Source organism: Stenotrophomonas sp. 96582_Sma (assembly GCF_056480905.1).
The window spans coordinates 605286-625943 of record NZ_CM151122.1; the positions used below are offsets into that span (position 1 = coordinate 605286).

13 protein-coding genes are annotated in these 20658 nt (G+C 68.6%); all 13 read left to right on the plus strand.

Annotated features, from left to right (window positions below; translation table 11 throughout):
• The first annotated feature begins 351 nt into the window (after positions 1-351).
• The 13 genes from ACZK2R_RS02755 to gspD all read left to right on the plus strand — a co-directional run bounded on the left by ACZK2R_RS02755 (position 352) and on the right by gspD (position 20377).
• Entirely contained in the window at positions 352-7530 is a 7179-nt protein-coding gene (locus tag ACZK2R_RS02755; RefSeq protein WP_180838641.1) for an ESPR-type extended signal peptide-containing protein, read from the plus strand.
• A 157-nt stretch (positions 7531-7687) separates the two neighbouring features.
• The gene (locus tag ACZK2R_RS02760) at positions 7688-9541 is read left to right on the plus strand and encodes a S8 family peptidase (RefSeq protein WP_180838640.1); all 1854 of its coding nucleotides are present in this window, start codon (positions 7688-7690) and stop codon (positions 9539-9541) included.
• Positions 9542-9677: 136 nt separating this feature from the next.
• Positions 9678-11402 (plus strand): type II secretion system ATPase GspE, encoded by a 1725-nt coding sequence (gspE, locus tag ACZK2R_RS02765; RefSeq protein WP_180838639.1) that lies wholly within the window; start codon positions 9678-9680, stop codon positions 11400-11402.
• 24 nt (positions 11403-11426) lie between these two features.
• The gene (gene xpsF, locus ACZK2R_RS02770; protein WP_032130133.1) at positions 11427-12647 is read left to right on the plus strand and encodes a type II secretion system protein XpsF; all 1221 of its coding nucleotides are present in this window, start codon (positions 11427-11429) and stop codon (positions 12645-12647) included.
• A 49-nt stretch (positions 12648-12696) separates the two neighbouring features.
• Complete coding sequence (gene gspG / locus ACZK2R_RS02775; RefSeq protein ID WP_004142831.1) at positions 12697-13140, plus strand: type II secretion system major pseudopilin GspG; 444 nt, start codon at positions 12697-12699, stop codon at positions 13138-13140.
• 6 nt (positions 13141-13146) lie between these two features.
• The gene (gene xpsH / locus ACZK2R_RS02780; protein ID WP_032130132.1) at positions 13147-13641 is read left to right on the plus strand and encodes a type II secretion system protein XpsH; all 495 of its coding nucleotides are present in this window, start codon (positions 13147-13149) and stop codon (positions 13639-13641) included.
• On the plus strand, positions 13638-14057 hold the full coding sequence (xpsI, locus tag ACZK2R_RS02785; RefSeq protein WP_032130131.1) for a type II secretion system protein XpsI: 420 nt from the start codon (positions 13638-13640) through the stop codon (positions 14055-14057). Before xpsH ends, xpsI begins: the two co-directional genes overlap by 4 nt.
• Positions 14054-14686 (plus strand): type II secretion system protein J, encoded by a 633-nt coding sequence (locus tag ACZK2R_RS02790; protein ID WP_180838638.1) that lies wholly within the window; start codon positions 14054-14056, stop codon positions 14684-14686. The genes xpsI and ACZK2R_RS02790 overlap by 4 nt, the downstream gene beginning before the upstream one ends.
• A complete protein-coding gene (locus tag ACZK2R_RS02795) occupies positions 14683-15546 on the plus strand; it encodes a type II secretion system minor pseudopilin (protein ID WP_032130129.1) in 864 nt (287 codons plus the stop codon). The genes ACZK2R_RS02790 and ACZK2R_RS02795 overlap by 4 nt, the downstream gene beginning before the upstream one ends.
• Positions 15543-16688 carry a PilN domain-containing protein gene (locus tag ACZK2R_RS02800; protein ID WP_032130128.1) on the plus strand — a complete coding sequence of 382 codons (1146 nt, stop codon included), beginning with the start codon at positions 15543-15545 and terminating at the stop codon, positions 16686-16688. The genes ACZK2R_RS02795 and ACZK2R_RS02800 overlap by 4 nt, the downstream gene beginning before the upstream one ends.
• The gene (gspM, locus tag ACZK2R_RS02805; RefSeq protein WP_032130127.1) at positions 16663-17382 is read left to right on the plus strand and encodes a type II secretion system protein GspM; all 720 of its coding nucleotides are present in this window, start codon (positions 16663-16665) and stop codon (positions 17380-17382) included. Before ACZK2R_RS02800 ends, gspM begins: the two co-directional genes overlap by 26 nt.
• Positions 17372-18166, plus strand: coding sequence for a hypothetical protein (locus tag ACZK2R_RS02810; RefSeq protein WP_032130126.1), 795 nt, complete (start codon positions 17372-17374; stop codon positions 18164-18166). Before gspM ends, ACZK2R_RS02810 begins: the two co-directional genes overlap by 11 nt.
• 9 nt (positions 18167-18175) lie before the next feature.
• Complete coding sequence (gspD, locus tag ACZK2R_RS02815; RefSeq protein WP_180838637.1) at positions 18176-20377, plus strand: type II secretion system secretin GspD; 2202 nt, start codon at positions 18176-18178, stop codon at positions 20375-20377.
• The last annotated feature ends 281 nt before the right edge of the window (positions 20378-20658 follow it).

The window sequence follows — 20658 nt, forward strand, 5'->3', positions numbered from 1 at the left end:
CCAGTCGCGACCGCTAGTTACATGCATTTTCATGCGTCGAGGAATCGTCACGCATGCATAACAAAATCATTTCATAAACACGTGAAATAGTGATGTGCTTCACGGCAATAGGATTTGCTGTGTCAAAGTCTTGACGATCTGCAAAGTTGCCGTTAACACTTGAACCCCGTTTCAGAATCATTCATTTCGCAGTAACCGCTTGGCGCACGCGCTCGGTTTTCTGTCGCTGCGCGCCGTTCGGCAATACCCCGCAGTAAATCACGCGAATAAACGCCCCCAGGGGACGTTGGGCCGGAAAGCCCAGCGGTGGCGTTGCTTTGCCCAAAACCAGTCCAATCAGGAGCCGTACCGATGAATCGGATTTATCGCAAGGTCTGGAACAAAGCATTGGGTCAGTTGGTGGTGGCCTCGGAACTGGCCTCCTCCGACAGCGGCGGCGGGGTCGTCGACCAGCGCCGCGATGCAACGCAGGCTGCGCCCGCAAGGTTGGCGATGGCACTGGGCCTGGTGTTGGGATTGGGCATGAGCGGTATCGCCGCAGCACAGTCGGTGCAGATCGGCGGCAGCGCCACCTGCGTGGCATTCAGCGGCAAGCTGCTCGAAAAGTGCCTGATCGAAGGCTCGGCCACGGCCAAGGGCAGCAACGCGGTGGCGATCGGCAGCAACAGCAGCGCCAGTGCGGCCAATAGCGTAGCGCTGGGCGCCGGCTCCAAGGCCACGCGTGCCAACACGGTGTCCGTGGGTGATACCGGCAAGGAACGGCAGATCACCAATGTTGCCGCAGGCAGCCAGGCCACCGATGCGGTGAACAAGGCGCAGCTGGACGCGCAGGCGCGCGCCACCCAGGCTGCGCTGGCCGATGTCGCCGCAGACGGCAGCCGTTATTTCAAGGCCGATGGCGCAGGCGATGACAGCGACGCGGCGAAGATCGACGGGCAGGGCGCAGTGGCGGCCGGTGCCGGCGCACAGTCGCTGGCCAATGCCACCACTGCCATCGGAACCCAGGCCATTGCCGCGGGCCTGGGCGCAAGCGCGTTCGGCCAGGGCGCCTTGGCAATCGGCGATGCCAGCGTGGTGGTCGGGCAGAGCGCTGCGGCCTTCGGTCTCGGCGACACCGCGGTTGGCGCAAGCGCGACCGCCGCGAGCGAGAACGGCGCGGCCACCGCGCTGGGTGCGCTGTCCGAAGCGACTGCCGATGGCGCCACGGCTGTCGGCGGCGGTGCCGTGGCGATGGGCCCGGGCAGCACCGCGCTGGGCCGCGGCGCTACCGCAGCCAACGAAGCATCGATCGCGGTGGGTGCGTTCAGCACCGCCGTCGGTGAATACAGCACCGCGCTGGGCTCGAATTCCGCGGCGGTGGCCACCGGCAGCGTGGCGCTCGGCGCGGGCTCGCTGGCCGACCGCGTCGATACCGTGTCCGTTGGTGCCGCCGAATACGGGCTGACCCGGCAGATCACCAGCGTGGCCGCAGGCACCGAAGACAACGATGCAGTCAATGTCGGTCAGCTGAAGGACGTCGCCGCCGTGGCCGATGCCACCGCCAAGCGCTTCCAGGCCAATGGCAGCAGCAACAGCGATGCCGGTGCACTGGCCGAGGGCGACGAGGCGCTGGCGGCCGGCGAGGCCGCCAATGCCATCGGCAACGGCACCACTGCAGTCGGTGCCGGCGCCACCGCCGTCGCGCAGAACGCCACCGCCGTTGGCAACAACGCGCTGGCCTCGGGCCAGAACAGTGCCGCGTTCGGCAACAACGCGCAGGCCAACGGTCCGGGCAGCGTTGCCGTGGGTGGCGCTGCGGTGGATGCCGACGGCAACCCGCTGATCACCAGCGGCGGCGTGCCGGTGGAAACCGGCGCAACCAGCGCAGGCGTCGGCGGCACTGCGGTCGGCGCCAGTGCCGAAGCCAGTGGTTTTGCGGCGTCGTCCTACGGCGTCGGCGCCTATGCGGCCGGTGCGCAGGCGTCGGCCTTCGGCGCCGTGGCCAATGCCATCGGCGATTATTCCACCGCGCTGGGTACGCAGAGCAACGCGACGGGCACCAGCAGCGTCGCCATCGGTGGCCCGGCTGACCTGATCCCCGGCCTGGGCTTCTTCGTGCAGACCCAGGCCAGTGGCGAAGCCGCCACCGCCGTCGGTGCCGGTGCCATCGCCAGTGGCGACCGTGCCGTGGCCAACGGCAGCCTCAGCGAAGCCTCCGGCGCCGAAGCGACCGCGGTCGGCTACTTCGCCTATGCACCGGGCGAGAACGCCAGTGCCCTGGGCGCGCAGACCTGGGCGAGCGGAGCGCAGAGCACGGCCGTGGGTTACTACGCCACCGCACGCGGCGCGAACAGTGTGGCACTCGGCGCGAATTCCGAAGCGGTGCGCGCCAACAGCGTGGCCGTCGGCAGCGCCGGCAACGAGCGGCAGATCACCAGCGTCGCTGCAGGCAGCGAAGCCACCGATGCGGTGAACAAAGCCCAGCTCGACGCCGTGGCCGGCACTGCCGACACCACCGCGCGTTTCTTCCAGGCACAGCCGGAGGCGGGCAGTGATGCTGGCGCACTGGCTGATGGCGAAGGCTCCATCGCTGTGGGTTCGTCGAGCAATGCGATCGGCGCAGGTGCCATCGCGCAGGGTGCTGCCGCGTCGGCCATCGGCGATGACAGCGTGGCCGTGGGCCGCAACAGCGCGGCCACCGGTAATGGCGGTGTCGCCATCGGTGGCCTCGGCCAGGCCTACGACGAGTTCAACCAGCCGATCATCGGTGCCGATGGCACGGCGCAGCAGGTGGGCACCACCGCTGTTGCCGATGCCACCGCAGTCGGCAGCGGTGCGCAGGCCACCGGGGCTGCCAGCAGCGCTTTCGGCAACGCGGCCAAGGCCAGTGGTGACAACAGCTTCGCCGCAGGCGGCAAGTCGCGCGCCACCGGCAGCTATGCGGTTGCGGTCGGCGACAGCGCATTCGCCAGCAGCGATGACAGCACCGCAGTAGGCGGATACAGCTGGGCCACTGCCAGTGGCGCAGCAGCATTCGGTTCGGGTGCATGGGCCACCGCCACCAACGCGTCAGCGTTCGGCAACGCGGCCTGGGCCAGCGGCAGCGGCGCGACCTCCATCGGTTACAACAGCTGGGCCAACGGCGCCAGTTCCACCGCCGTTGGCCGCGGTGCCTTCGGCTATGGCGACAACAGCGTGGCGCTGGGCTTCCAGGCGCTGGGCAACAGCATCAACAGCATCGCCATCGGCACCAACACGGTGGCCGGTGGTGAGAGTGCGATCGCGCTCGGTGCCGGCAGCAATGCCAGCGCCAGCAACACGGTCGCGCTGGGTGCCGGTTCGGTCGCCAACCGCGCGCGCACGGTGTCGGTGGGCAGCGCCGGCAACGAACGCCAGGTCACCAACGTCGCCGCCGGCACCCAGGCCACCGATGCGGTGAACAAGGCGCAGCTGGATGCGGTGGCGACCACGGCCACCACCACCAGCCGCTTCTTCCAGGCCAGCGGCAACGGCGACGACGTAGCCGGTGCATTGGTGGAAGGTGACAACGCACTGGCGGCCGGTGATGCCGCCAATGCCATCGGCAATGGCGCCACCGCACTGGGTAGCGGCGCCAACGCGCTGGCCAGCAACGCACAGGCGCTGGGCTTCAATGCGTTGGCGACCGCAGCCAACGCCAGCGCTGTTGGTGCCAACGCACAGGCCACGGGCGAGTACGCCACCGCGCATGGCGCGGAAAGCGAAGCCAGCGGCGAGCAGAGCGCGGCGTTCGGTGCGGCCAGCATCGCCAGCGGCGCCGGTAGCACTGCCAATGGCGTGCTGTCCGAAGCGTCCGGCGAAGAAGCCGTGGCTGTGGGTTACTTCAGCAATGCCAGCGGTGACGCGGCAACCGCCGTGGGTAGCGAAAGCGTGGCCAGTGGCACGGCGTCAGCGGCCTTCGGTATCGGTGCCGAAGCCAGCGGCGGTTACAGCACCGCCATCGGTGGCTACGCACAGGCCTCGGCATTCAACGCCACCGCGTTCGGCAACTTCGCCAACGCCTCCGGCTCCAACAGCGTGGCCGTGGGTGGCGACTCGGAAGCGTCCGGCGCCTACAGCACCGCCACCGGCCAGGGCAGCCTGGCCACCGGCACCAACAGTGTCGCCGTTGGCGGCTCGCTGTTCGGTCTGCTGGCCACCGAGGCATCGGGCAACTACTCCACTGCGGTGGGTGGTGGCGCCTGGTCGGGGGGCATCAACAGCACCGCACTGGGCAACGCCGCCGAATCGCGCGGTGCCAACAGCGTGGCGCTGGGTGCGGACTCGATTGCCGACCGCGACAACACCGTGTCGGTGGGCGGCGGTGGCAACACCCGCCAGATCACCAACGTGGCCGATGGCACGCAGGGCAATGATGCGGTCAACAGGAATCAGCTCGATGCCGTAGCCGCGGCAGCGGAAAAGACCAGCCGGCAGTTCCAGGCCAGCGGCAATGCCGATGGTGAAACCGGGGCGCTGGTGGAGGGCGACAACGCGCTGGCCGCAGGTGACGCCGCCAATGCCATCGGCAACGGCGCCACCGCGCTGGGCAGTGGTGCCAATGCGCTCGCGGCCAACGCCACGGCGGTAGGCATCGATGCGCTGGCCACCGGCAGCAACGCGGCGGCTCTGGGCAGCACGGCACAGGCCACCGGCGAAGACAGCCTGGCGCTCGGTACCGGCGCCAGCGCCAGTGAACTGGGCGCAAGCGCGGTCGGCGCGCGTGCGCAGGCCAGTGGTGCGTACAGCACCGCCAGCGGCGCCGAAGCCAATGCCAGCGGCACCCAGGCACTGGCCAGTGGCTTCCGCAGCGCCGCGTTTGCCGATGGCACTACCGCTGTCGGCGGCTACGCCGAAGCCAGCGGTCGCCTCGGCACTGCCTTGGGCTACGGCTCGGCAGCCAGTGGTGCCAACACCACTGCAGTCGGTTTCGGTGCCGCTGCGGCCGGTACCGGTGCCGTTGCCGTGGGTCAGTCCAGCGAGGCCAGTGGCGAGGAGAGCGTGGCCATCGGCGGCAGCACCTTCTTCGGCCTGATCCCGTCGCGTGCCAGTGGCACCGGTGCCGCGGCATTCGGTGCGGGCGCGTGGGCCACCGAAGACTACGCCACGGCGATCGGCTGGAATTCGTGGGCGGCGGGCAGCAGCGCCACCGCGCTGGGTGCCAATGCCACCGCCAACGGCAGCAACAGCGTCGCGCTCGGTGCCGGCTCCAAGGCCGACCGTGACAACACGGTGGCCGTCGGCAAGGCGGGCGGTGAGCGCCAGGTCACCCATGTCGCAGCCGGTACCGAAGCCACCGATGCGGTGAACAAGGGCCAGTTGGATGCAGTCGCCAGCGTCGCCGACAAGACCAGCCGGCAGTTCCAGGCCAGCGGCAATGCCGATGGCGAGGCCGGTGCCCTGGTGGACGGTGACAACGCACTGGCCGCCGGCAACGCGGCCAACGCCATCGGCAACGGCGCCACCGCGCTGGGCAGTGGTGCCAATGCCATGGCCGGCAATGCCACGGCCGTGGGCTTCGATGCGCTGGCCACCGGCAACAATGCGGCGGCGCTCGGCAACGCGGCGCAGGCTGCTGGTGTCGACAGCGTAGCCGTGGGCAGTGGCGCCAGCGCCAGCGAACTCGGCGCCAGTGCTACCGGCGCCGGCGCCCAGGCCAAGGGCGCTTACAGCACTGCCAGCGGCGCGCAGGCCACGGCCAGCGGCACCCAGTCGCAGGCCAGTGGTTTCCGCGCCAATGCTTCGGCCGACGGCGCTTCGGCGCTGGGCAGCTATGCCGAAGCCAGTGGTCGCCTTGGCACTGCAGTGGGTTACGGCAGCAAGGCCACCGGCGCCAATGCCACCGCAGTGGGTGTCAGTGCCAACGCTTCGGCGGCCGGCAGCATCGCACTGGGCGCAGGCTCGGTGGCCGACCGTGCCAACACCGTGTCGGTGGGCAGCAGTACCAGTGATCGTCAGATCACCCGCGTCGCTGCCGGTACCGAGCGCACCGATGCGGTCAATCGTGGCCAGCTTGATGCGGTCGCAGCGACTGCCGATGGCACGGCACGTTACGTCAAGGCCACCGGCGCAGGTATCGCCAGCGCCAGCGGCAGTGATGCCGCCGCGATCGGTTCGGCGGCCAGTGCCAGCGGCGCGCGCAGCAATGCGCTGGGCGCCAACGCGATGGCGATCGGCAACGGTGCACTTGCACTGGGCAACAGTGCCGGCGCGTCCGGTGCCAACTCGGTGGCGCTGGGTGCGGGCTCGCGTGCGCTCGATGCCAACGTGGTGTCGGTCGGCGGTGGCAATGGCACCGATGGTCCAGCCACGCGCCGCATCGTCAATGTAGCCGATGGCCGCATCGCCGCCGGCAGCAGCGATGCCATCACTGGCTCCCAGCTCAACGTCACCAACCAGCGGGTGGGCGCGGTGGAAACGCGCGTGGGCGATTTCGATTCGCGCATCGCCACCGTGGAAACCACCGCGGCCAGCGCGGTCAGCTACGACGACGCCAGCCGTGACCGCCTGACCCTGTCCGGCTTCCAGGGCACCACCATCGACAACGTCGGTGCCGGCAGCATTGCCGCGGGCAGTCGCCAGGCGATCAACGGCGGCCAGCTGTTCCAGTCGCTCAGCGATGCCGCCAGCTTCCTCGGCGGTGGTGCCAGCGTCGGCATGCAGGGGGTGTTCGTGGCTCCGAACTACGTGATCCAGGGCGCCACCTACAGCAACGTCGGCGATGCGCTGGGCGCGCTGGACCGCAAGGTCAGCGAGATCGACCGCAGAACCGCCGGTGGCTCGCGTGCCGGGACTGCCAACCTGCGCGCGATGAGTGCCTCGCTGGATGAGAGCCCGCTGGCAAGCACCGCTGATGCACCTGCAACGGCCGACGCGGCACCGGCCAGCACCGCGCGTGTGCAGGGCACGCCGACCGCTGCTGCCGCCGGTGCCGGGATTCCGGTTGGCACTCCCGCGACGGGCTTCAATGCCGTCGCCATGGGCGAGGGCGCCGTCGCCAGTGGCGCTTCGTCCACGGCCATCGGCCAGGGCGCCAATGCCACCGCGGCGAACGCGGTGGCGCTGGGCCAGGGCTCGGTTGCCGATCGTGCCAACACGGTCTCGGTGGGCAGTGAAGGCAAAGAGCGCCAGGTCACCAATGTGGCGGCGGGTACCACGGCCACCGATGCGGTCAACAAGGGCCAGCTCGACCGTGGCATGGCCACAGCCAACAGCTACACCGACAGCCGCGTCCAGGCCGTCGCCGACAGCTTCGATGTGTTCAAGGGCGAGATCGACGGACGCCTGCGCCACATGGATCGCCGCATCGACCGCCAGGGTGCGATGAGCGCGGCGATGCTCAACATGGCCACCAGTGCCGCCGGTATCCGCACCCAGAACCGGGTCGGCGTCGGCATTGGTTTCCAGGGCGGCGAGTCGGCGTTGTCGCTGGGCTACCAGCGTGCGATCAGCGATCGCGCCACGGTGACCTTCGGCGGTGCTTTCAGCAGCGACGACAGCTCGGTTGGCGTCGGTGCCGGCTTCGGCTGGTAAGCCACTCCATCGCGCCGGCGGCCACCCACGCCGGCGCAGCACCTGCAGTGAGGGCCTGGGGGGAGGTCACGGCAATCCCGGCTGGGCCGGCCGGGAGTCGTCAAGGAATGATGGCCGCAGTGTTGGTTCGATCCATGACCCAGAAGAGGAATTCGACGTGATCAAGAAGCAGAACCTTCGCATCAATGTGCTTGCCGCCGCCGTGCTGTCGATGACGGCCGTCGGTGCCGTCCACGCCGCCGGCCTGCCGACCCACGAACCGGTGCGCCAGGCCAGCACCGCCCAGCCGGGCGCCGAGCGCATCATCGTCAAGTACCGGGCCGGCGCTGCCGCCGCCACCGACCGCTCGGCGAAGCTGTCCACCGTGCAGTCGGCGCTGACCCGGGCCAGCCTGTCCGGCGGTACCTCACGTGCCAGTACCCTCGGCCCGCAGGTGGTACGCAAGCTCGCTACCGGTGCGGACCTGATCCGCGTGCAGGGCCGCCTGGCCCCGGCCGAACTGCAGCGTGTGCTGAAGGAACTGAAGGCCGACCCGTCGGTGCAGTACGCCGAAGCCGACGTGAAGCTGCGCCGCACCGAACTGCGTGCCGGCAACGTACAGCCGGCGCTGGTGCCGAACGATCCCTTCTACCAGCAGAACCAGTGGCACCTGCACAACGCCGTCGGCGGCATCAACGCACCGGCGGCATGGGATGTCTCGCAGGGTGAGGGCATCGTGGTGGCGGTGATCGATACCGGCATCCTGCCGCAGCATCCGGACCTGGTCAGCAACCTGCTGGAGGGTTACGACTTCATCAGCGATGCGGAGACCTCGCGGCGCCCGACCAACGATCGTGTGCCGGGTGCGCAGGACTACGGTGACTGGGTCGAGAACGACAACGAGTGCTATGACGGCTCGCTGGCCGAGGACAGTTCCTGGCACGGCACCCACGTAGCCGGCACCGTAGCCGAGCAGACCAACAACGGCGTCGGCATGGCCGGTGTCGCCTACAAGGCCAAGGTGCTGCCGGTACGTGTGCTGGGCAAGTGCGGCGGCTACCTGTCCGACATCGCCGACGCGGTGGTCTGGGCATCGGGTGGCACGGTGACCGGCATCCCGGCCAACACCAACCCGGCCGAGATCATCAACATGAGCCTGGGCGGCAGCGGTACCTGCGGCAGCACCTACCAGGACGCCATCAATGGCGCGATCTCGCGTGGCACCACCGTGGTGGTCGCGGCGGGCAATGAAGCCGACAACGCGTCCAAGTACCGTCCGGCCAGCTGCGAAGGCGTGGTGACCGTGGGTGCCACCCGCATCACCGGTGGCATCACCTACTACTCCAACTATGGCACCCGCGTGGACCTGTCCGGTCCGGGTGGCGGCGGCAGTGTCGACGGCAACCCGGGTGGCTACATCTGGCAGACCGGCTCCAATGCGGCCACCACGCCGGAATCGGGCACGCCGGGCTACATGGGCATGGGCGGTACCTCGATGGCCTCGCCGCATGTGGCCGCCGTTGCCGCACTGGTGCAGAGCGCGCTGATCGCCAAGGGCAAGGATCCGTTGACCCCGGCCGCGATGCGTACCCTGCTGAAGGAAACCGCACGTCCGTTCCCGGTCGCCATCCCGGCGGCCACGCCGATCGGTACCGGCATCCTCGATGCCAAGGCCGCGCTGGCCAAGGCACTGGAAGAACCGTGCACCGAGAACTGCGGGCCGGTGGCCACGCCGCTGACCAACAAGGCTGCCGTCGGTGGCCTGTCCGGTGCGGCCGGCAGCAGCAAGCTCTACAGCTTCGAAGCGGCTGCCGGCAAGCAGTTCAGCGTGATCACCTACGGTGGCACCGGCAACGTTTCGGTCTACGTGGCTGAAGGCCGTGAGCCCAGTGCCAGCGACAACGACGCCAAGTCGACCCGTCCGGGCACCTCCGAGACGGTGCGGGTGACCAAGCCGGTGGCGGCCACCTACTACATCAAGGTGGTGGGTGAAGCGGCCTACAACGGGGTGAGCATTCTCGCCACGCAGTAAGCTTGAACTGTCGTAGTTGAATGGCCGAAGCCCGTCATCCCATGTGACGGGCTTCGTCTTTTTACGAAAGGTGGCGCAGGGGCGGCGGAAATCATGGCTTAACTGTTAAAGTCGAGCCGATTGACAGGAGAGTCATGTGAACGCGCTTGCTGCTACCGCCGCTGCCGACGACGCTGAAGGCCGCATCCTGGATGCGCTGCTGGCGCGCGGCCGGCTGAAGGAAGGCGATCTGGCACGTGCGCGGCCGCTGCACGCAGAGGCCGGCGGCAGCCTGCTGGGCCTGCTGGTGCGGCTGGGGCTGGTCTCCGAGCGTGACCAGGCACAGGCCAGCGCCGAAGTGCTGGGGCTGCCGCTGCTGGAAGGCAAACAGCTGCCGGAGGCGCCGCCGCAGGGGCTGGCCGAGGGCCTGCCGTTGTCGCTGCGCTTCCTCAAGCAGTTCCATGTCTGTCCGCTGGCGCTGGATGAACACGGGGTCCGGCTGTGGCTGGCCGATGCCCATGATCCTTATCCGCAGCAGGCCGTGCAGCTGGCACTGGGGGTACCGGTGACACCGGTGCTGGGCATGCGCGCAGAAATTGATGACCTGGTCGAGCGCTGGTTCGGCCAGGGCCGCAGCGCGATGGGCGCGATCGTCGAAACCGCCGATGGCGAGGGCGGTGCGGTCGATGATATCGAGCATCTGCGTGACCTCGCCTCGGAAGCGCCGGTGATCCGCCTGGTCAACCTGGTGATCCAGCGTGCAGTGGAGCTGCGCGCTTCGGACATCCATGTCGAACCGTTCGAAAGCCGGTTGAAGGTGCGTTACCGCGTCGATGGCGTGCTGGTGGAAGGCGAAAGCCCGCCGGCCAACCTCACTGCTGCGGTGATCAGCCGCATCAAGATCATGGCCCGGCTCAACATCGCCGAGCGCCGCCTGCCGCAGGACGGCCGCATCATGCTGCGCGTGCAGGGCAAGGAGCTGGACCTGCGCGTGAGCACGGTGCCGACCGCGCACGGCGAAAGCGTGGTGATGCGATTGCTGGACCGCGAAACGGTGGTGTTCGATTTCCATCGTCTCGGTTTCACTGACGCCTTCCTGCCGCAGTTCCGCAAGGTGCTGGAACAGCCGCACGGCATCCTGCTGGTGACCGGCCCGACCGGTTCAGGCAAGACCACCACGCTGTACACCGCGCTGAGCCAGCTGAACACTGCCGACGTCAAGATCATCACGGTCGAAGACCCGGTGGAATACCAGATCGAAGGCATCAACCAGATCCAGGCCAAGCCGCAGATCGGGCTCGACTTCGCCAACGCCCTGCGCAGCATCGTGCGCCAGGACCCGGACATCATCATGATCGGCGAAATGCGCGACCTGGAAACCGCGCGCATCGCGATCCAGTCGGCGCTGACCGGCCACCTGGTGCTGTCCACCCTGCATACCAACAACGCAGCCGGCGGCATCACGCGCCTGCTCGACATGGGCGTGGAAGACTACCTGCTCACCTCCACCATCAACGGCATCCTGGCCCAGCGCCTGGTGCGTCGGCTGGAGCCGACCCATGCCGAGCGCTATGAAGCCTCGCCGGAAGAGATCGAACGCTTCGAGCTGCGCCGCCTGCAGCCGGAAGGACCGATCCACCTGTACTGCCCGAAGCCCTCCGCGCTGGCGCCGACCGGTTACCTCGGCCGGACCACCATCATGGAATTTCTGGTGATGAACGACGCGCTGCGGCGCGCGGTGATGCGCCGCGACGGCATGGGCGAGATCGAACGCATTGCCCGCGAAGCCGGCATGCGCACGATGTACGAAGATGGTCTGTCCAAGGCCCTCAGTGGTCAGACGACCATCGAGGAAGTCCTGCGTGTCACCGAGGAAAGCTGATGCGCGCAGGACGCCGGGGCTGACATGCCGACCTACCGTTACAAGGCACTGAATCCGCACGGCGAGATCTTCGACGGGCAGATGGAAGCGGCAAGCGAGGCCGAGCTGGTCGCGCGCCTGCAGGACCAGGGCCATCTGCCGATGGAGACCCAGCTGGCCGATGGCGGTGCGATCGGTGGCAGTACCTGGCGCAACCTGTTCCGCCAACGGCCGCTGCAGGGCGCTGCATTGCTGCAGTTCACCCAGCAGCTGGCGACACTGCTCGGTGCAGGCCAGCCGCTGGATCGCGCGCTGTCGATCCTGCTCGGGTTGCCCGAAGACGAACGCTCGCGCCGCGCGATCACCGACATCCGCGATGTGGTGCGCGGTGGCGCGCCGCTGTCGACCGCACTGGAGCGCCAGCATGGGTTGTTCTCGCGCCTGTACGTGAACATGGTGCGGGCCGGTGAAGCCGGCGGCAGCCTGCACGAAACCCTGCAGCGCCTGGCCGACTACCTCGAACGCAGCCGCGCGTTGCAGGGCAAGGTGATCAACGCGCTGGTGTACCCGGCCATCCTGCTGGTGGTGGTGGGCGGCGCGCTGCTGTTCCTGCTCGGCTACGTGGTGCCGCAGTTCGCGCAGATGTACGAAAGCCTGGATGTGGCGCTGCCGTGGTTCACCAACGCGGTGCTGCAGCTGGGTCTGTTCGTGCGCGACTGGTGGGTGTTGCTGCTGGTGGTGCCAGGGATACTTGCGCTGTTCTTCGAACGCAAGGCGCGGCAACCAGCCTTCCGGCTGGCGCTGGATGGCTGGCTGCTGCAGCGTCGCGGCATCGGCCGCCTGCTCGGCGAACTGGAAACCGCGCGGCTGGCCCGCACGCTGGGCACGCTGCTGCGCAATGGTGTGCCGCTGCTGGGTGCCTTGGGCATCGCCCGCAACGTGCTGGGCAACCGCGCGCTGGCCGCCGATGTGGAAGCCGCCGCGGATGAAGTGAAAAACGGTACCGGCCTGTCGCTGGCGCTGTCGCGCGGCAAGCGTTTCCCGCGCCTGGCGCTGCAGATGATCCAGGTCGGCGAGGAATCCGGTGCACTCGATACCATGCTGCTGAAAGCGGCCGATACCTTCGAACAGGACAGCGCCCGGCGCATCGACCGCCTGCTGGCGGCGATGGTGCCGGCGATCACCCTGGTGCTGGCCTCGGTGGTCGGTGCGGTGATCGTTGCCGTGCTGGTACCGCTGTACGACCTGACCAATGCCATCGGTTGACGATGGATCCCTACGCAACCCCGACACTCCGCAACTGAAAGGACCGACCATGATTGCTTCCCGTCGACCGATCCGCCTTTCCTTCACCGCCGCGCGCAACCAGTCGGGCATGAGCCTGCTGGAAATCATCATCGTCATCGTGCTGATCGGTGCGGTGCTGACCCTGGTCGCCAGCCGCGTGCTGGGCGGCGCTGATCGCGGCAAGGCCAACATCGCCAAGGCGCAGGTGCAGACCGTTGCGTCCAAGGTCGACAACTACCAGATCGATACCGGCAAGCTGCCCGGCTCGCTCAACGATCTGGTGACCGCACCGGCGGGTGTCGGTGGCTGGCTGGGGCCGTATGCCAAGCCGGCTGACCTGAACGACCCGTGGGGCCACGCGCTGGAGTACCGTGCGCCGGGCGAAGGCCAGCCGTACGAGCTGATCAGCCTCGGCAAGGATGGCAAGGCCGGCGGCAGCAGCGTCGATGCCGACATCCGCTACCAGCCGTAATCCTGCATGACGTATTTCCTGCCGCGCCGGCTGCCTCGCCCGCGCCTGCACGGCAGGCGCGCAGCGGGCCTGTCGCTGCTGGAAATGCTGCTGGTGATCGCGCTGATCGCAGCGATCGGCCTGATTACCGCCGCCGGCCTGTCGCGCGGCTTCGCCGGCATGCAGCTGCGCAGCGCCGGCAAGGACATCGCCAACCAGCTGCGGGTGGTACGCGCGCAGGCGATCGCCCGCGGCGAGCCGCAACGCTTTGTCATCGAACCGGCAAAGCGGCGCTGGGAAGGCGCCAACCAGCGCCATGGTGACGTGCCGGCACAGCTGCAGGTGCAGTTCGAAGGCGCCGCGCAGCTGGCCACCGCGCCAGGGCAGGGCGTGATCGAGTTCCATCCCGATGGTGGCTCCAGCGGTGGCCGCATCCGGCTGCAGCGTGACGATGCCGAATGGCGCATCGACGTGGGCTGGCTGACCGGTGAGGTCCGCTCCGGCCCCTGGCGGGCACAATGAAGCGGCACGTTCGCGGCTTCACCCTGCTGGAAGTGATCATCGCCTTTGCCCTGCTCGGGCTGGCGCTGACCCTGCTGCTGGGCAGTCTGTCCGGTGGTGCCAGGCAGGTGCGCGAGGCCGAGCTGCGCACGCGCGCGATACTGCATGCGCAGTCGCTGCTGGCCGAAACCGGTGTCGCCACGCCACTGCAGGTGGGTAGCCAGCAGGGCGACTGGGAACAGGGACGCTACCACTGGGAGCTGCAGGTGCAGCCGTGGGTGGAGCCACGTGCCGGCAACGCCGTGCAGTCACAGTCGGCCGGTGCCCCCTGGCTGGCCGAACTGCAGCTGCAGGTGCGTTGGGGCGACAGCGAACGCGAGCAGCTGCGCTGGCGCAGCCTGCGCCTGCTGCCGCCGGACCTGGAGAGCGCGCGATGAAGCGCCGCGCCGCGGGTTTCACGCTGATTGAAGTGATGCTGGCCACGGTGCTGCTGGCCGGTGGCCTGGCGCTGGCGTTCGCCAGCGTCCGTTCGGCAATGGCGGTCAGTCAGCGTGGCGAGCAGATCGCGGCCGAGAGTGAGCGCATGCGCGCGGTGCAGGCGCTGTTGCGGCGGCAGCTGGCCGGTGCGCTGCGCACGCCGCTGGAAGTACCCGATCCCACCCGCGAACCGATCTTCTTCCAGGGCGAAGAGCAGCGCATGTTGTTCGCCGCCGATCTGCCGGGCTACCTCGGCCGCGGCGGACCCTACCTGCACGCGCTGCAGGTGGACGGCCGCGATGGCCAGCAGCGCCTGCTGCTGGACCTGGTGCTGCTGCAGGAAGGCGAGCGCATCGCCGAGAACCCGCCGCGCCCGCCGGAAGTGCTGGTGGAAAACCTGAAGTCGGTACAACTGCGCTATCGCGGCATCGATGCCAGTACCGGCCAGGTGAGCGACTGGATGCCGCGCTGGGACGATACCCGCCGCCTGCCGATGCTGGTGGAGATCAGGATCGTCCCGGCCAGGGGCGCGCCCTGGCCGACGCTGGTGGTGGCGCCGCGTAACGGTGGCAGCGGAGGCGCGCGATGAACCGGCAACACGGTGCGGCACTGGTACTGGTGCTGTGGTTGATCGCATTGATGACCGCGCTGGTCGGTGCGTTCGCGTTGAGCGCACGGGTCGAGCATCTGCAGCAGCGGGTGCTGGATGACGATGCACGCGGCCAGGAACGGGCGCGCGCCGGCCTGGAGTACGCGCTGCTGCGCCTGTCCGCCGATCCGCTGCGGGCGCCCTGGCGCGCTGATGGCCGAACCTACCGCTGGCAGTTCGATGACGCCAGCATCGAAATCAAGGTGCTGGACGAGAACGGCAAGATCAACCTGAACCTGGCCGACGTGACCTTGCTGACCGCGTTCCTCAAGGCGCTCGGCGAAGACGAAGGGGCAGCCCGGCAGCTGGCCGGTGCCATTGTCGACTGGCGTGATGAAGACAGCCTGCTGCAGCCGGGCGGCGGTGCCGAAGCCCCGGACTATGCGGCGGCGGGGTTGCCGTATGGCCCACGCAACAAGCGTTTCGAGACGCTCGGTGAACTGCAGCGGGTACTGGGCATGCGCGGCCCGCTGTACAAGGCCATGCTGCCGCACCTGACCCTGTACAGCCGCCAGGCACGCCCGGATCCCCAGTTCGCCAGCGCGCCGGTGCTGACCGCACTGGGCCTGGATGCGGATACCGTGCTGGCGCAGCGCGCACAGCAGGAGCGTGACGCAGATACCGCTGGTGGTGCGACAACGCTTGCCAGCAGCAGCGGCACCTATAGTATCGAGTCTCGTGCAACCGACGGCAGTGGACGCCGGTCGGTGTTGCAGGCAGTGGTACGCAATGGCTCGGGCGGGGTTCCCGGGCGGTCCTACACAGTGCTTCGCTGGGAGCAGGGAATGACAGCAAGATGACGGCATGGCAGGACAGTGTGCGGCAGGTGCAGGGCCGGATCGGCCCTGGCGCCGGCCGTTTCCTGCGCTGGTGGCGGCAATCGCTGCTGGCCTGGGTGCCGGCACGTTGGCAGTGGGCACTGGGCTGGGCACAGGCGCGCCTGCTGCTGCAGCGCCAGGGTGAGCAGCTGCAGGTCTGGCGAGAGGCCGGAGAACGCCGCGAAGCAGTTGCCAGCGTGCCATGGCCGCTGTCGCCGGCCGAACTGGACCGCGTGCTGGAACCGCGACTGCGCAGCCTGCCGCGGGTGTGGCTGCTGCCGGCCAGCGAGGTACTGCGTCGTCATCTGCGCCTGCCTGCGGCTGCGGCCGACCGGCTGCGCGCCGTGGTCGGTTTCGAGATCGACCGCCAGACGCCGTTCGAATCCAGCCAGGTCAGCTATGACGTGCGTGAACTCGGGGGCGCCGCCGAGGGCCAGCTGCAGGTCGAACTGATCGCCTGGCCACTGCGCCAGCTTGAGGCGTGGCGGGCCAGCGTAGGCGAATGGGCCGATGCACTGGCCGGTGTCGATGCCATCGACACCGAGGGTGAACCCCTGCAGGTGAATCTGCTGCCACCGGGGCAGCGCCAGCTGCGGGCAGACCCGACGCGGCGCTGGAATGTGCTGCTGGCCGTGGCCGCGCTGGTGATGCTGGTGCTGGCGGCCCTGCAGCTGCTCGACAACCGCCGCGCCGCCGCCGACGAACTGCGTGCGCAGGTCGAGCGCAGTGCACGCAGTGCGCGTGGTGTCGCCAGCGAACGCGCGCAGCTGCAGGCGCTGATCGATGGTGCCGCATTCCTGGAAAAGCAGCGCAGCCAGCGCGCCGGAACGGTGGAAATCTGGAATGAACTGACCCGGCGCCTGCCGGAGGGCACCTACCTGGAAAAGCTGGCCATCGAGAACAACAACCTGCAGCTGATCGGCCTGAGCCGCGAGGCCTCGCAGCTGGTGCAGCTGCTGCAGGACGCACCGCAGTGGCGCAAGGTCAATCTGACCGGCGTACTGCAGGCCGATGGCGCCGCCAGTGGCCGTGACCGCTTCACCATGACCGCCGAACTGCAGCCGTTGCCGGCTGCGGCCCCGACCCGGGAGGCGGCCGATGCCGATGCCAAGCGCACGCCGTGACCGCTGGCTGGCACTGGCGCTGCTGCTGGCAGTGCTGGGCCTGGCCTACCTGCTGCTGGTGCACCCCTGGTTCACCCAGCCACTGCGCGAAATCGACGCCGACGTGGCCGCCCTGCGCGAGCGCGAGCAGCGCGTGCAGGCGCAGCTGCAGCAGCAGCCGCAGATCGAACAGCGCCTGCGCGCCACCCGGGAGGCACTGCAGCAGCGGCCGGGCTTCCTGCGCGAAGCCACCGCCGAAGCTGCGGCCGCTGCGCTGGGCGCGAAGCTGCAGGATGCGGTGGCGATGGCCAGCCCGGGCAACCGCAGCTGCACCATCAGCAACCGTACGCCACTGACCGACAACCGCCGTGACGCCGAATTCGTGCGCGTGGCCATGCAGGTGCGCCTGCGTTGCGGTGTGGCCGAACTGGCCACGGTGCTGCACAGCCTGGAAACCGGCAGCCCGCGCCTGTTCGTCGACAACCTCAACCTGATCGCGCAGCGCTTCCAGCAGTCGCCCAACGAGTCCGGGCTCGGCCTGGACGTGTCGTTCGAACTGGCCGGTTACCTGCTGCCCGGTGCTGCGGCCGATGGCGCTGCGCCGGCACCTGCAGCCGAACCGGGCGCGGCGCCGCAACCGCCTTCGGCCACACCTGCACCGGCCGCCGCACCGGCTGCGCCGGAAGAAGGGCAGGAGGTGGCCGATGAAGCTTGAGCAGATCAGCCTGCGCACCGGCTTCCTGCTGGCACTGGCCGGCTGGGCGGCAGCGGTCTGGCTGGCCACCGGCTTCGGTCTGGGCAGCCAGCTGCCAGGTGCGGACGGTGATGCCGATGCGGTGCCTTCGTTGCCGGTGCTGCCGCCGTTGGCCGCAGAACGCATGGCCAGCGCCGACAGCTACAGCGCGATCGGCGAGCGACCGCTGTTCGCCGAGGACCGCAGGCCGAAGCCCTACCTGCTCGGCGGCAGCGAGCCCGCCGCCAGCGCCGCGCTGCGCCTGACCGGCGTGCTGCTGACCGGCGACTTCGGCATGGCCACCTTCACCACCGAACAGAACCGCTCGCTGCGCCTGCGCCTCAACGGTGAAGCCGTCGACGGCTGGCAGCTGGTCGCACTGCAGCCGCGTCAGGCCACCGTGATCGGCCCCGGTGGCAACCAGGTGCTGGAACTGGCGGTATTCAACGGGCAGGGGGGTGAACCACCGACCGTGCTGCGCGGCGCCAACGGTGCGCCACCGGCCGGTGCGATCGTTGTGCCGCCCCCGGCAGGCGCTCCGCCGGCACCGCCGCCGGCTGCGGCAACCGCATCGCCGTCGCCTGCTGGCAGTGCGCCAGCATCCTCGGCTGCGGCGGCCGCCACACCGCCTGCCAACAACAACGGCCCCAGCGAAGCGCAGATGCAGGCCATCCGCGAACGCATCCAGGCCCGTCGCCGCCAGCTGCAGCAACAACAACAGCAGCAACAACCGTCGCCGCCCCCGGGCGATGGCACCAACCGATAGAGTGAATGCATGAGCCTGCGTTTCCTTCCCTGGTCCTTTGCCCTCGCGCTGCTGGTCGGCTGCAGCACCGTGTCCGCACCGCATGTGCAGCGCAAGGGCAATCTGTCGCCCACTGCCGAGGCCGGCCAGGCGGCCGAAGTCGCCGCTGATGCTGCCCGTGACGCCCAGGGCGCTCCGCAGGCGGTGATCCGCCGTGGCACCGGCACCATGATCAACCGCGAAGCAGCACGCGCACCGGCTCCGGCACTGCATGGCGCCAGCACCGGTGAAGCAACCTTCAATTTCGAAGGCGAATCGGTGCATGCGGTGGTCAAGGCCATCCTCGGTGACATGCTGGGCCAGAACTACGTGATCGCACCGGGGGTGCAGGGCACAGTCACCCTGGCCACGCCCAAGCCGGTGTCGCCGGCGCAGGCGTTGAACCTGCTGGAGATGGTGCTGGGCTGGAACAATGCCCGCATGGTCTACAGCGGCGGCCGCTACAACATCGTCGCCGCCGATCAGGCATTGGCCGGTACTGTCGCGCCGAGCACGGCGCCGGCAGCCAGTGCGCGTGGCTTCGAGGTACGGGTGATCCCGCTGCAGTTCATCTCCGCAACTGAAATGAAGAAGGTGCTGGAGCCGTACGCGCGCCCCAACGCCATCGTCAACGTCGACAGCGGCCGCAACGTGATCACCCTGGGCGGTACCCGCGCCGAGCTGGAAAACTACATGCGCACCGTCGAGATCTTCGATGTCGACTGGCTGTCGGGCATGTCGGTGGGCGTGTTCCCGATCCAGTCCGGCAAGGCCGAGCAGGTGGCCGCCGACCTTGAGAAGGTGTTCGGCGAGGAGAGCAAGACGCCCAGCGCCGGCATGTTCCGCTTCCTGCCGCTGGAAAACGCCAACGCGGTGCTGGTGATCACCCCGCAGGTGCGTTACCTGGACCAGATCCAGCAGTGGCTGGACCGCATCGACACCGCCGGTGGCAGCGCCCGCCTGTTCTCCTATGAGCTGCGCTACATCAAGGCGCGCGATCTGGCCGAACGCCTCAGTGAAGCCTTCGCCAGCAGCGGCAACCGCGGCGGCTCCAGCCCGGCCTCGCTGGCACCGGGTGCAATGCCGTCGCAGCTGGGCAGCGACGGTGAGCGTGGCATGGACAGCAACAACAGCAGCAATTTCGGTTCGACGCCGGGCACTGGTTCCAGTGGCACCGGCAACGGCAGCATGAACCTGCCGCAGCGCCAGTCCGGCAATGTCAGCGTCAGCCTGGAAGTGGAAGGCGATCGCGTGGGCGTGTCGGCGGTGGAGGAAACCAACACCCTGCTGGTGCGCTCGACCCCGCAGGCCTGGCGTTCGATCCGCGAAGTGATCGAGAAGCTGGACGTGATGCCGCTGCAGGTGCATATCGAAGCGCAGGTGGCCGAGGTCGCACTGGAGGGGGACCTGAAGTACGGCGTGAACTGGTTCTTCGACAACGCGGTGGCCGGGCGCGCGCTGACCGGCGCATTGGCCGGCGTGACCCTGCCGGCCGCCGCCGGCGGCTCCTGGAGCAGCTTTGCCGGTGCCGCGACCGGTGGCGAAGGCCTTGGCTGGGCATTCACCGGCCACAATGGCGCGGCGGTGGTGAGCGCGCTGGACAAGGTCACCGATGTGCGCCTGCTGCAGACCCCCTCGGTGTTCGTGCGCAACAACGCCGAGGCCACGCTCAACGTGGGTGACAAGGTGCCGATCAATACCACCACGGTGAACACCGGTATCGGCACCAGCAGCTACAGCTCGGTGCAGTACATCGACACCGGCGTGATCCTGAAGGTGCGCCCGCGCGTGACCCGAGACGGCACGGTATTCCTCGACATCGTGCAGGAAGTGAGCAGCGCCTCGAACGTGCCGGAGAACTGCAACCCGACCGAGCGCAACTGCAACCCGCGGATTTCCACCAAGAAGCTGTCGACCGAAGCGGCGGTGCAGAGCGGCGACACCATCATGCTGGCCGGCCTGATCACCGACACGGCCACCGATGGCAGCAGCGGCATACCCGGCCTGAGCCGGATTCCGGTGGTGGGCGCACTGTTCGGGCAGAAGAGCCGCACCAGCCGTCGTTCGGAGGTGATCGTGCTGCTGACGCCGAGCATCGTGCGCAACGGGCAGGAGGCACGCACCCTGACCGACGAGTACAGCCAGCGCTTCCGCGCGATGGAACCGCTGAACCAGCCGCGCGCAAAGAAGTAAGGGGTTACGGCCGGGCTGCGCCCGGCACCCGCAGAGGCCAGAGCTGGAGCAACGGCAACAGCGGGTTTACTGAGGGGGGGCGGGGCACTGTGGGTTTGCGGGGACGCCGTAAATCCGTCCATGGAGGCTTGGTCGCCGCATCCATGCGGCTCACACCCCGCAAACCCACAGTGCCCCGCCTTCGACAGTTTCCTGCTGCTGTTGGTAGGTGTCGACCTTGGTCGACACGCTGGATCCACGCCATGCGTGAATGCTTTTCGATTCCAATTCGAAATATTCGA